Annotated in this window: 13 protein-coding genes and 1 tRNA gene; 5 read left to right on the forward strand and 9 right to left on the reverse strand. The window is 74.9% G+C overall.

Annotated features, from left to right (window positions below; genetic code table 11):
• Nucleotide 1 precedes the first annotated feature (1 nt).
• Nucleotides 2-1,318 (reverse strand): metallophosphoesterase, encoded by a 1,317-nt coding sequence (locus ACWIX7_RS12730; RefSeq protein ID WP_448621900.1) that lies wholly within the window; start codon nt 1,316-1,318, stop codon nt 2-4.
• A 130-nt stretch (nt 1,319-1,448) separates the two neighbouring features.
• Nucleotides 1,449-3,035, reverse strand: a complete 1,587-nt coding sequence (locus tag ACWIX7_RS12735) for a CYTH and CHAD domain-containing protein (RefSeq protein ID WP_448621901.1) — start codon at nt 3,033-3,035, stop codon at nt 1,449-1,451.
• A 141-nt stretch (nt 3,036-3,176) separates the two neighbouring features.
• Between ACWIX7_RS12735 and ACWIX7_RS12740 the strand changes: the two genes are divergently transcribed.
• Nucleotides 3,177-4,169, forward strand: coding sequence for a PRC and DUF2382 domain-containing protein (locus ACWIX7_RS12740; RefSeq protein WP_448621902.1), 993 nt, complete (start codon nt 3,177-3,179; stop codon nt 4,167-4,169).
• A gap of 26 nt (nt 4,170-4,195) precedes the next feature.
• On the opposite strand, the gene ACWIX7_RS12745 is transcribed toward ACWIX7_RS12740, so the two are convergent.
• The 6 genes from ACWIX7_RS12745 to ACWIX7_RS12770 form a co-directional block, all read right to left on the reverse strand.
• Nucleotides 4,196-4,954, reverse strand: a complete 759-nt coding sequence (locus ACWIX7_RS12745; RefSeq protein WP_448621903.1) for a nitrilase-related carbon-nitrogen hydrolase — start codon at nt 4,952-4,954, stop codon at nt 4,196-4,198.
• 10 nt (nt 4,955-4,964) lie between these two features.
• Nucleotides 4,965-6,161 (reverse strand): pyridoxal phosphate-dependent aminotransferase, encoded by a 1,197-nt coding sequence (locus ACWIX7_RS12750; RefSeq protein ID WP_448621904.1) that lies wholly within the window; start codon nt 6,159-6,161, stop codon nt 4,965-4,967.
• Nucleotides 6,162-6,319: 158 nt separating this feature from the next.
• Nucleotides 6,320-6,544 carry an RNA-binding S4 domain-containing protein gene (locus ACWIX7_RS12755; protein WP_448621905.1) on the reverse strand — a complete coding sequence of 75 codons (225 nt, stop codon included), beginning with the start codon at nt 6,542-6,544 and terminating at the stop codon, nt 6,320-6,322.
• Complete coding sequence (locus ACWIX7_RS12760; RefSeq protein ID WP_448621906.1) at nt 6,541-7,254, reverse strand: MOSC domain-containing protein; 714 nt, start codon at nt 7,252-7,254, stop codon at nt 6,541-6,543. Before ACWIX7_RS12760 ends, ACWIX7_RS12755 begins: the two co-directional genes overlap by 4 nt.
• Nucleotide 7,255: 1 nt before the next feature.
• Complete coding sequence (locus tag ACWIX7_RS12765; protein ID WP_448621907.1) at nt 7,256-8,173, reverse strand: aldose 1-epimerase family protein; 918 nt, start codon at nt 8,171-8,173, stop codon at nt 7,256-7,258.
• A gap of 79 nt (nt 8,174-8,252) precedes the next feature.
• Nucleotides 8,253-8,720 (reverse strand): GNAT family N-acetyltransferase, encoded by a 468-nt coding sequence (locus ACWIX7_RS12770; protein ID WP_448621908.1) that lies wholly within the window; start codon nt 8,718-8,720, stop codon nt 8,253-8,255.
• 106 nt (nt 8,721-8,826) lie between these two features.
• Here ACWIX7_RS12770 and ACWIX7_RS12775 point away from each other — a divergent pair, with 106 nt between their 5' ends.
• Nucleotides 8,827-9,285 (forward strand): DUF1707 SHOCT-like domain-containing protein, encoded by a 459-nt coding sequence (locus ACWIX7_RS12775; RefSeq protein WP_448621909.1) that lies wholly within the window; start codon nt 8,827-8,829, stop codon nt 9,283-9,285.
• A gap of 80 nt (nt 9,286-9,365) precedes the next feature.
• The gene (locus ACWIX7_RS12780; RefSeq protein ID WP_448621910.1) at nt 9,366-9,743 is read left to right on the forward strand and encodes a nuclear transport factor 2 family protein; all 378 of its coding nucleotides are present in this window, start codon (nt 9,366-9,368) and stop codon (nt 9,741-9,743) included.
• 104 nt (nt 9,744-9,847) lie between these two features.
• Here the strand turns inward: ACWIX7_RS12780 and ACWIX7_RS12785 are convergent.
• A tRNA-Leu gene (locus tag ACWIX7_RS12785) sits at nt 9,848-9,930 on the reverse strand.
• 176 nt (nt 9,931-10,106) lie between these two features.
• Between ACWIX7_RS12785 and ACWIX7_RS12790 the strand changes: the two genes are divergently transcribed.
• Together ACWIX7_RS12790 and ACWIX7_RS12795 are read left to right on the forward strand one after the other, a co-directional pair.
• Nucleotides 10,107-10,916: an FhaA domain-containing protein gene (locus tag ACWIX7_RS12790; RefSeq protein ID WP_448621911.1), complete on the forward strand. Its 810-nt coding sequence runs from the start codon at nt 10,107-10,109 to the stop codon at nt 10,914-10,916.
• Nucleotides 10,917-10,989: 73 nt separating this feature from the next.
• Nucleotides 10,990-11,454, forward strand: coding sequence for an FHA domain-containing protein FhaB/FipA (locus ACWIX7_RS12795; protein ID WP_448621912.1), 465 nt, complete (start codon nt 10,990-10,992; stop codon nt 11,452-11,454).
• Nucleotides 11,455-11,480 lie beyond the last annotated feature (26 nt).

Consider the following 11,480-nt stretch of genomic DNA (forward strand, 5'->3'; position numbering starts at 1 on the left):
CTCAGGGGGCGCGCAGCTCGACGACCGCGACCTCGGGCCGGGCACCGATCCGCATCGGCGGGCCCCAGAAGCCGGCGCCGGTCGTGACGTAGAGCTGGGTGTCCCCGACCCGGGACAACCCCTGCACGGCCGGCTGGTCCAGCCGCACCGCGTAGTCGAAGGGCCACAGCTGACCGCCGTGCGTGTGCCCGGACAGCTGCAGCCCGACCCCCGCGGCCGCCGCCTGCTCCACCTGCACCGGCTGGTGGGCCATGAGCACCAGCGGGACGGCGTCGTCGCGGCCGTCCAGCGCGGCGTCAAGGTCGGCGCCGTGGCCGGGGACGCCGGAGCTGAGCGCCGTCCGGTCGTCGATGCCGGCCAGGTCGACCGACGCGCCACCGCGCACGATCGGCACCCGCTCGTTGCGCAGCACCTGCACACCCAGGGTCGGCAGGTGACGCAGCCACGCGGTCGTGTCGACGAAGTACTCGTGGTTGCCGGTCACGAAGTAGACGCCCTGCTCGCTGACCAGGTCGGCCAGCGGGGCCACCTCCTCGCGCAGCTCGCCGAGCTCGCCGTCCACCAGGTCGCCCACGATCGCCACGACGTCGGGCCGCTGGGCGTTGACGGTCTCGACCAGCCGCTCGAAGCGCCGTCCGCCGTACAGGGCCGAGAGGTGGCCGTCGGAGAAGGTGACGATCCGCAGGCCCTCCAGGGCCGGGTCCAGGCCGGCGAGCGTGATCGGCACCCGGCGGACGACGGGGGCGCTGTTGGCGAGGTAGGCGCCCGTGCCGGCCGTGCCCAGCGCGACCGCGCCCGCCGTCACCGCCAGCCCCCGGGCGAGCAGCAGCCGCCGGGAGGGATCTGTCACATCGCGGTCCTGCCGGACCGCACCGCGGCCAAGTGCCGTCCCGGCCGCCGCGGAGCCGCTGCCCGTGTCCCGGTCGGGGAGCCTCCGGCCCCCGCGACCGGTCCACCCCGGCTCAGGTGCCGTACCCGACTCGACGTGAGCCGGTGCGTCCCTCCGGGCCCCACTTGCGGCGACAGGCTCCACCTCGTCGCCGGGGAGGCTCCGCGACCGCCGACGCAGGACCAGCCGCACCGGCTCGAGGGCGAGCAGGGTCAGGAACAGGTAGAACGCGACGCCCAGCCAGCTGAAGCCGATCCACTGCACGACCGTGCTCAGCGCGGAGTCCTCGCGCCGCAGCAGGACCGCGCCCATCGGCAGCACGGCGAGGACGATCACGCCCAGCGTCAGCAGCCGCCTCGTCCGGCCCGGGCGGGTGGTGCTGCGGACCAGCCGCCACCACAGGTAGCCGTGCAGGAGCAGCACGGCCATGAGGACGACGGTGGCGAACCCCAGCAGACCGATGAGGGACAGGTCGGGCTCCTCGTGCTCGTGGTGCGGCCCGGGCGGCCCGCCTCTCGGGGGACGACGCTCCTCCGCCGTCCGGGGTTCCCCAGCGGCCTCAGGTGAGTGAGGTCACGGCCTTGACCGCGCGCCGCAGCCCCGGCTCCAGTGTCCAGAAGCCCGCCTCGGCGGCCGCGGCCCGGGCCTCCTCGAGGGCGTGCAGCCGGCCGTAGGTCCAGGCGTTCTCGCCCGCGGCGAAGGCGGCCCGCCCGACCCGGACGGCGACGTCCCGGGTGACGACCGTGTCCTGGGCAGCCCCGAGCAGGTCCTGCACCTGCCTCGTGCAGGCGATGAGCGCGGTGGCCGGCTCGCCGAACTCGGCCTCGGCCACCTCCGCGGTGTAGCGCACCCGCTTGGCGGACTTGCGGACCTCGTGCAGGCGCTCGTGCCGCTCGGCCCCCTCGACCTCACCGGCGGCCGCGACGGCGCGGCGCAGCCGCTTCCCGGTGCGCCGGACGGCGTCGGCCAGCTGCACGGGGGCGGGCGTGGCGGCCAGCTCGGTGACCGGCGGCTCGGCCAGCAGCGCGTCGAGGGCGTCGAGCAGCCGCAGGTAGCGCCGGTCGGTGAGCGTGCGCGTGACCCGGCGGGCGCCGGCCTGGTGGTCCTTGACCTCGGTCTGCCGAAGGCGGGCGGCGACCGGCCCGAGCACCAGCTCGACCGGCTGGGTCGCGACCAGCTCGCGCAGGTGGGTCAGCGCCACCTCGGTGTCGCGGGCGCCGGAGAGCTGCGCGCCCACCCACTGCAACTCGACGCGCAGCGGCTCGGTGTGCTCGCGGTCCAGCACGGGACGGAACGCGGCGAGGATGCTGCGCAGCCGGCGACAGGCCACCCGCAGGTCGTGCACGCCCTCGGGCTGCTCGGTGCGCACCGCCAGGTCGGCGGCCCGCAGCGCCTGGAGCTGCCGGGCCACCGCGCCGAGGACCACCTCGCCGGCCGTGCGGACCGGGCGCTGCTCCTTCTTCGCCTTCTTGCCCTTCTTCGCCGTCCCGTCGGCCTCGGACGGCTCCGGGGCGGGGGCCCCCGGCGCCGGCAGCCGCCCGTCCAGCACTCGGGCGAGCTTCGAGGGGACGGCGGCGGGGCGGGCGCCGGCCGCGACGAGCCGCTCGGTGACCGCCTGGAGCAGCGTCTCGTCGCCGTCGACCAGCTCGACCTCGACCTCCCGCCAGGTGGTGACGGTGGCCGGCTCGCCGGGTGCGGTCGCGAACGCCGTGCCGACGACGGCGTCGTCGGCCACCTCGGCCAGCACCCTCCCCTCCCCGTCCAGCAGCCGGTGCACCACCCGGCGGGTGGAGAGGGTGGCGACCGGCTCGGCCGCGGCGGTGCCCAGCAGGCCCAGGAGCGGGGCGACGACGGCGCGCGGGGCGGTGCGGGCCGCCCGGCCCAGCGGCTGGTGCAGCTCGCGCCGGGCGCCGTCCGCCCGAGGGAGCTTCACGTGCCAGCCGGCGTCGGCCCCCCCGGTGCGCCGCCGCAGCGTGACGCGGGAGCGCAGCAGGCGCAGGTCCGGGGTGTCGTAGTAGGTGGCCTCGAGCGACTGCTCCTCCGGGTCGCCGACCGCGGCGACCCCTCCTGCGCCGGTGAGATCCGGGAGGACGAAGGTCTCGTCGGCCTCGAACTTGCGCTCGACCTCGACGTGCACGGTGGTCACGGGTGCCACGGTAGGCACGGACGAGCAGACCAGCACAGTGCGGACGCCGCGCAGCGACCCATGTTCAGCCGGTGTCCGTGGTGGGCACGCTGCACACGGACGGGTCCCGTCGGGATCTGTGAGGCGAGGGGAGCCGACCCGGTGTTGAGCGAGCGAGAACTGTCCGCGGCGATCGGCAGCGCGGCGTACGGCCCCGACGGCGAGAAGATCGGCACGGTCGAGCACTTCTTCACCGACGACCGCACCGGCGCCCCCACCTGGGTGGCGGTCTCCACCGGGCTGTTCGGCACCCGGCACTCCGTCGTGCCCGCGACCGAGGCGACCCTCACCGAGGGCACCGTGCGGCTGCCGGTCACCAAGGAGGCCGTCCGCACCGCCCCGTCGGTCTCCGACCAGCACCTCGACCCCGAGGCCGAGGCGCTGCTGCGCCAGCACTACGGCCTGGACGCCGGGACGTCCGCGACCGAGACGACCTCACCCGGGACGAGCACAGCCGGGACGACGACAGCCGGCACGGCGCAGGCCCCGCCCGGTGACGACACGACCACCCGCGACCTCTCCCAGCTGCCGGCCGACCAGAGCGCGGGTGGCACGCGGCAGGACACCGTCAGCGTCGACCGTGCGGCCGCCAGCGACCGGACGATGCCGGTCTCCGCCGTGCCGACCCCTCCCCCCGCGGACGGCGCCATGACCCGCAGCGAGGAGCAGCTGCGGGTGGCCACCGAGCGGTACGCCGCCAAGCGGGTGCGGGTGGTCAAGTACGTGGTCACCGAGGAGGTGCAGATCACCGTCCCCATCCGCCGCGAGGAGATCCGGATCGAGGAGATCCCCTTGGACGACGGCGCTCCAGCGACGACCGGCGCTCTCGACGCGGTCGGCACCGGTGGTCTGCCGGAGACGATCGTGCTGCACACCGAGCGGCCGGTCGTCAGCACCGAGGTCGTGCCGGTCGAGCGGGTGCGGCTGCGCACCGAGTGGGTGCAGGAGCAGACGCAGGTCCGCGACGAGGTGCGCCGCGAGCGGGTCGACGTCGACCAGGACCGGCTGGGTCAGGACCGCCTGGACCGGGAGCGGCCCCCTGCAGGGGCCGGCCGCGAGCCTGCGAGTGGCAGGGGGCAGGGGCTCCTCTCCTAGGCCCGTCGGTCGGCCAGGCCCTGCCGTCAGCGCCTGTCGGCGAGGAACTGCAGCCGCTCGCGGGTGGCGGCCACCTCGGCGGGGTCGACGTCGGCCACCAGCACCGTCTCCACGCCCGCGGCGGTCGCCAGCAGCTCGCCCATCGGGCTGACGATGCGGCTGTCGCCGGTGTGCTCGGTGCCGTCGCCCGCAGTGCCGACGCGGTTGCAGCCCACCACGTAGGCCTGGTTCTCGATCGCCCGGGCCTGCAGCAGCGCCTGCCAGTGCAGCCGACGGGCGGCCGGCCAGTTCGCCGTCACCAGGTAGACGTCGGTGTCGAGCGCGGCGGACCAGAAGACGTCGGCGAAGCGCAGGTCGTAGCAGACGAAGGGGGTCACCCGGAGGCCGCCGACCTCCACGGTCACCGGCTTCTCCCCGGCCCGGAAGCGCTCGTGCTCGCCGCCGTGGGTGAACGGGTGCAGCTTGCGGTAGCGGTGCACCGTGCCGTCGGGGCCGGCCAGGACGAAGGAGTTGAAGGGCAGGTCCCCATCGGGCGCGACCTCCGGGCAGCTGCCCGCCACCCAGACACCGTGCTCGGCGGCCCGCTCCTGGAGGAACTGCGCCGACGGGCCGCCCTCGGGCTCCCCCATCCCCGGCGTCATCGTGAAACCGGTCGAGAACGTCTCGCTGAGCAGTATGAACTCCGCCCCCGCGCCGACCGCGCGAGCGACCAGCGGCGCCAGGCGCGCGAAGTTCGCCGTCCGGTCCTCCCAGACGATGTCGTGCTGGACCACCGCGAACCTCATGCCGACCTCCTCATCGTCCCGCCCGACCCATCCCCGCCAACCTGTCGACCGCCGCGGCCAGCACGGCGTCGCCCTTGCAGAACGCGAAGCGCACGAGGTGGCGGCCCAGGTGCGCGTGCTCCGACGAGTAGAAGACCACCGTCGGGACGGCCACCACACCCGCACGCTCGGGCAGTGCCCGGCAGAACGCCAGGCCGTCCCCGTCGGGCTGCACCGGCCGGACGTCGACCGTGGCGAAGTACGTCGCCTCCGGGCACACCACCGGCAGGCCAGCGGCGGTCAGCCCCTCGACCAGCACGTCGCGGCGGTACTCCAGGTCGCGCGCGATGCCGGCGAAGTACTCGTCGGGCAGCCGCAGCCCGGCCGCGACCGCCGGCTGGAACGGCCCGCCGTTGACGTAGGTGAGGAACTGCTTGGCCGTGCGGACGGCGGACACCAGCGGCGCCGGCCCGCAGATCCAGCCGACCTTCCACCCGGTGACGTTGAAGGTCTTCCCGGCGCTGCCCACGACGAGGGTCCGCTCCCGCATGCCGGGCACGGTGGACAGGGAGGCGTGCCGGGCGCCCGTGAAGACCAGGTGCTCGTAGACCTCGTCGGCGAGCACCAACAGCTCGTGCTCCATGGCCAGCGCCGCCAGCGTGCCGAGCTCCGCGCGGGTGAAGACCTTGCCGGTGGGGTTGTGCGGCGTGTTCAGCAGCAGCCGCGCCCGCGGGGTGACCGCCGCGCGGAGCTCGGCGGCGTCGAAGGTCCACGGCCCGGTGCCGGACGGCGGGGGCCGCAGCGGCACCGGCCGGGCGACCCCGCCGGCCATCGCGATGCCCGCCGCGTAGCTGTCGTACACCGGCTCGAACAGGACGACCTCGTCGCCGGGCTCGAGCAGGGCCAGCAGCGCGGCGGTCAGTGCCTCGGTGGCGCCCGCGGTGACCAGCACCTCGGCGTCCGGGTCGTAGGCGTGGCCGCCGAAGCGGTGCACGTGCTCGGCCACCGCGGACCGCAGTTCCGGGATGCCGGGGCCCGGCGGGTACTGGTCGTGCGCGGTGCCGATCGCCGAGCGGGCAGCCTCCAGCACCTCCGGCGGGCCCGGGTAGTCGGGGAAGCCCTGCCCGAGGTTGATCGAGCCCGTGGCCACGGCGAGCGCACTCATCTCGGCGAAGACCGTCGTCCCGAAGCCCTGCAGCCGGGACGACAGGTACGGCGCGCGGGTCATGCGGCACAGCGTTCCACGTGGAACTCAGCCGACGACGACACCGGTCGGCCAGGCCCGCCTGCAGGGGTCCCGCCGTCGGCCCCGTCCCGGGTCCCGGCCTGAGCCTGCGAAGGACGGGGGGACGGGGTCCTTCCACGGGGGGGCAGGGGGGTCCTTCTTCAGCCGACGAGCACGTCCTCCATGCCCTCCATGCTCACCACGTCACCCCTGCGGACCTGCCGGCCGCGCCGCTCCTCGGGCTCGCCGTTGACCCGGACCGTGCCGGTGAGCAGCACGTCCTTCACCTGGGCGCCGGTCGGCACGGCGTCCACCAGCTTGAGCAGCTGACCCAGCCGGATGGACTCCTCCCCCGGCCGCAGTTCCACGGTGCGCACGCGGCTCATGCTGTCAGCTCGTCGCCCACCGCGACCGCGCCCGCCCGGGCGACCAGCGCCCCGACCGCGAGGGAGCCGTCCCGCTCGCGGTGGATGGTCTTGAGGACGCCGTTGTCCCGGCCGATCCCGCCGGGCTGCGGCCGGGTCACCATGACGCAGCGGCCCACCTGCTTGACGACGTCCAGCTCGGCGCCGCCCAGCCGCACCCGCCGGCCGACCAGCGCGTCCTCCCCCGTCCCCTCGAGGACGACGTTGGCGCGGAACCGCCGCCGGTCCCAGGTGCCCAGCGTGCCGGTGGAGACCAGCGACACCCGGGTGCGGCAGCTGTCGTGGAAGGCGCCGCGGGCGCCGGAGAAGGCGTCCCAGTCGTACTCGCCGGCCTCGCCGACCTCGTGGGGGCTCTCGTACCGGCGCTCGCCGGGCGCGTCCGCCGCGGCCCGCAGCACCACCGGCCGGCCCAGCCAGTCCGACAGCACGGCGTCGTCGGAGGTGACGGTCCCGTCCGGCAGCACCACCTCGACGTGGCCGTCCGCACGCAGCCGGCCGGAGAGGAACAGCAGGTCGGGCACCCGGCGGGCGGTCAGCCCGAAGCCGGTGCCGACGCCGAACAGCGCCCACTGCCGGTCTCCGGCCAGCCCCTCCCGGCCGACCTCGGTGCTGGTCAGCCGCTCGCCCTGCAACGACTTGACCGGGTACCGCCACAGTTCGGCGACCCGCACGTCAGACCTCCCAGGTGAGGGTCCAGGTTCCGGACCACTCGGCGCCCGGGTCGAGCACGACGAGGTCGACGTGGTCGGCCAGCGCGTTCGGCGGGCAGGTCATCGGCTCGACGGCGACGCTGCGCCGGCGCTGCCCGACCCTGAGCGTGTCGCCGGTGAAGACCTGCAGCCACGACCAGGAGCCGTCGACGGCGAGCTCGAGGCTGCCCAGCGCCGCGCTGCGCAGCCGCACGCGGGCCCAGCCGTCGGCGTCGCGGTCCAGGTCGGTGACCGGGGTGTCGAGGGAGCGGTCGCCGATCCGGCCGATCACCCCGTCGAAGGGACGCCGCTCGCCCGTCGGGAGCCCGCCGTCGTCGACGACCAGCTCGGTGCGGGCGGGCAGCTCCAGCTCGGCGTCGGCGATGCCGCCGTCCTCCTGCGCGCCGACGGCGAGGTACGGGTGGAAGCCGGCGCCGAAGGGGGCCGGCTCGACACCGGCGTTGCGGACCCGCATCGTCACGGTGAGCCGGCCGGTCTCGAGGGTGTGGTCGATCGCGGCGGCCAGCCGGAACGGGTAGCCGGAACGGGGCTCGACGACGGTGCCGACGGTCACCGCGTCGTCCCCGCTCTCGAGGACGCTCCAGGGCTGCCAGCCGACCAGGCCGTGCATGGCGGTGGGCTTGTCCGGGCCGGCGAGCTCCAGCTGCAGATCACGGCCACCCCAGCTCCACCGGCCCTCGCGGATGCGGTTGGGCCAGGGCAGCAGCACCCGGCCCCGGCTGCCGCTGGGCACCGTGTCCGCGGGGTAGCCGTCGAGCAGCTCGCGGTCACCGACGGTCAGCGCGCGCATGGCGCCGCCGCGCAGGTCGACGGCCAGCCGGGCGTCGCCGGAGGTGATCTCGACCTCGGTGGGCTCGGTCGCGGGCCAGGCAGCGCTCATGGCTCCACCCCACCACACGACGGGCGCGGTGCTCCATCGGCGCGGGATGGGCGATCTCGCCGGGAGACGGCGAGCCGGATCAGCCCTGGTCGAGCACCCGCTCGTAGAACAGCGAGTCGTCGGCGTCGTCCGAGTAGGGGCCGAAGGCAGCGATCGGCCGGTAGCCCGCGCCCTCGTACAGCGCGATGGCCTCCGGCTGACGGGGACCGGTCTCCAGGCGCAGCGTCGTCCAGCCGCGGTCCCGCGCGGCCGCCTCCAGCCCGGCGAGCAACAGCTTCGACAGACCCCGCCCCCGCGCCGCCGGCACGACGTACATCCGCTTGATCTCCGCGACGCCATCCCCCAGCGGGCGCAGCGCGCCGCACCCGACCGCCTCGCCGCCGGCGTCGCGGGCGACCAGGACGACGGCGACGTCCGCGGCCGAGGGCGGCGTCCCGGGCTCCTGACCGCCCTCGTAGCGCGCCCGCAGCTCGGCCTGCTGGGCGGCGGTCAGCCGCCGGACGTCGGCGTCGTCCCAGGCGGCCGGTGCGAGTCGCACGTCGAGCACGGCCCGACCCTACTGACGCGTTCCACGTGGAACCCGTGACGTCCGTCAGTACCGCCGGGGCCCGCACCGGGAAAGACTGGAGCCCCGACCCGAGGAGGCCACCCCGATGCCCGAGCCGCACCTGCGTGCCGCTGACGCCGACCGCGCCGCCGTGGCCGCCCAGCTGGGTGAGCAGATGAGCGCCGGGCGGCTCACCGTCGCCGAGTACGACGAGCGCCTGGCCCGTGCCTACGCCGCCCGGACCTACGGCGAGCTCGAGGAGCTTACCGCCGACCTGCCACGCCCGGCCGCGCAACCCCCGGCGCCCGCTCCGGTCCAGCCGCAGCCCGCCGCCCACGGCTGGCACCACGGCGGCTGGACCGGCGGGCCCTCCCGCGAGGCGGCCTGGCGCAACTGGGCCGTGACCGCCCTCATCGTGCTGACCGTCTGGACCGCCACGGTGATCGGCTCCGGCGAGTTCCGCTACTTCTGGCCGATCTGGGTCATCGGTCCGTGGGGCGCCGTGCTGCTCGCCCAGACACTCGGCCGCGGTCGCGACGACGACGACCGCCGCCGGCTGACCTGACGGCACGGGTGACGGTCCCTGGAGTGGGTACACCGACCCCGACCGCCCACGCCGCACACCGGGGGACTGCGATGCACTCCATGACCGAGCGCTTCACCGATGCGCTGCACCGGATCGACAGCGACCGCGACGTCCAGCCCATGGTGGACCTCACCGGGGACGACGCCGAGCTGGTCAAGCTGGACGAGCACCACCAGACGAAGGGCAAGGACGGCGCGAAGACCTTCTGGGAGGACTACCGCAACGTCTTCGGCGACCTGGAGACGACCTTCACGCACAGCGTCGTCGGTGAGGACACCGCGGCCCTGGAGTGGACCTCGACCGGCACCCTGCGCAGCGGCAAGCCGTTCCGGTACCGCGGGGTGACCGTCATCGAGGGCGACGAGGAACGGCTCACCGGCGTCCGGACCTACTACGACTCCGCGGCCTTCATCCAGGAGCGCGGCGGCACGGCCTGAAAGAGGCCCCCGCTCACGAGCTCGCAGCGGGACCCTGCAGGGGGCCGGACGGAGCCGAAGTGAAGGGCCCCGGGGAGATCTCCCCGGGGCCCTCGTCGCACCTGTGGGCAAGGGGGGAGTTGAACCCCCACGTCCTCTCGGACACACGGACCTGAACCGTGCGCGTCTGCCATTCCGCCACTTGCCCCGGCGGTGAAGGACACTAGCAGCCTCCGTGGCAGAACCCCGGCAGGGGGTGGGTCGTCCTCCCCGCGGGTCTGTCGCGCTGTCCGGAACGTGAGTCGGTCCGCGGCTGGCCGCTCCGTGGACGGCTACGATCATCGGTGGCAGACCGGAGGACCGCGCGAGCGCAAGGGAGCGACTGTGGGTGTGCTGCAGCGCTTCGAGCGGCGACTCGAGGGCATGGTCGGACTGGCCTTCGCCCGGATCTTCAAGGGCAAGGTGCACCCGGCCGAGATCGCCAAGGCCCTGACCCGCGAGGCCGACGAGCAGCGCTCGGTGATGGGCGAGGGTCGGGTCCTCGCGCCCAACATCTACGACGTGCGGCTGGGCCGCACCGACTACGACCACCTCGCCGAGTGGTCCGAGCAGCTGGCCGCCCAGCTCGCCGACATGGTCACCGAGCACATCGAGGGCGAGGGCTACCAGGTCTTCGACGCCGTGCAGGTGCGCCTGGAGCGGGACGAGCAGCTGCCCACGGGCGTCTTCGAGGTCAGCTCGCACGTCGCCGACCCGTCGGCCAAGCCGGGTCCGCGCCTCGACGAGCCGGTCGGCCCCCGCAGCGGCGCCGTCCCCCCGCTCCCCCCGCTGCAGGGCCGCATGGCCACCGACACCGGCCGGCAGGCGCCCTCCGCGATGGTCGGGCGCGCCGGCGCCAAGCCCGGCGTCACCCACGTCCTGCTGGTCGACGGCCCCGGCACGCGGCACGAGCTGACGACGGGGCGCAACGTCATCGGCCGCGGGACGGACGCCGACATCCGGCTGCCCGACACCGGCGTGAGCCGCAAGCACGTCGACGTCGTCCTGGACAACGGGACGGCGATCGCCGAGGACCTCGGCTCGACCAACGGCACCCTGGTCAACGGCCGGCGGATCACCCGTCAGCCGCTCGCCGACGGCGACGTCATCCGCATCGGCCACTCGGTGCTGGTCTACCGGCAGGACGGGACGTGACCGAGCTCGCGAGGTCACGCATGAGCAGAGCACGCCCCGGCACGCGGCCGACGAGCGCCAGCGAGGCGGGCGCGTGACGGCCGAGATCGTCCTGCAGATCTTCCGCTTCGGCTTCCTCCTGCTGTTGTGGCTGTTCATCTTCGCCGCCTTCCGGGTGGTCCGGGCCGACCTGTTCGGCGGCCGCGCCGGGCGGGTGGCCTCGGTGCCGCCGCGCGCCGCCACCCCGGGGAAGAAGAAGACCCGCGGCGCACCCAAGACCCTCGTCGTCACCGCCGGCCCGCTCACCGGCACGAAGATCACGCTGGGCGACCAGCCGATCCTCATCGGCCGCGCCGACGACTCGACCCTGGTGCTCACCGACGACTTCGCCAGCTCGCGGCACGCCCGGCTGACCAACCGCGGCGGCCAGTGGTACGTCGAGGACCTCGGTTCCACCAACGGCACCTACCTCGACCAGCAGCGCGTCCAGGGGCCGCTGCTCGTCGCGCCGGGTCAGCCGATCCGCATCGGGCAGACTGCGCTGGAGCTGCGCTCGTGACCCGCCGCCGCCCGGGGAGCCTGCCC

This window comes from Geodermatophilus sp. URMC 65 (assembly GCF_053502545.1).

Bases quoted from the DNA above. Each gene is read 5' to 3' on its own strand.
- ACWIX7_RS12730 (WP_448621900.1), bottom strand. From the start codon at position 1,318: ATGGCCGTGCTGCTCCTGCACGGCTACCTGTGGTGGCGGCTGGTCCGC.
- ACWIX7_RS12745 (WP_448621903.1), bottom strand. From the start codon at position 4,954: ATGAGGTTCGCGGTGGTCCAGCACGACATCGTCTGGGAGGACCGGACG.
- ACWIX7_RS12750 (WP_448621904.1), bottom strand. From the start codon at position 6,161: ATGACCCGCGCGCCGTACCTGTCGTCCCGGCTGCAGGGCTTCGGGACG.
- ACWIX7_RS12755 (WP_448621905.1), bottom strand. From the start codon at position 6,544: ATGAGCCGCGTGCGCACCGTGGAACTGCGGCCGGGGGAGGAGTCCATC.
- ACWIX7_RS12765 (WP_448621907.1), bottom strand. From the start codon at position 8,173: ATGAGCGCTGCCTGGCCCGCGACCGAGCCCACCGAGGTCGAGATCACC.
- ACWIX7_RS12775 (WP_448621909.1), top strand. From the start codon at position 8,827: ATGCCCGAGCCGCACCTGCGTGCCGCTGACGCCGACCGCGCCGCCGTG.
- ACWIX7_RS12780 (WP_448621910.1), top strand. From the start codon at position 9,366: ATGACCGAGCGCTTCACCGATGCGCTGCACCGGATCGACAGCGACCGC.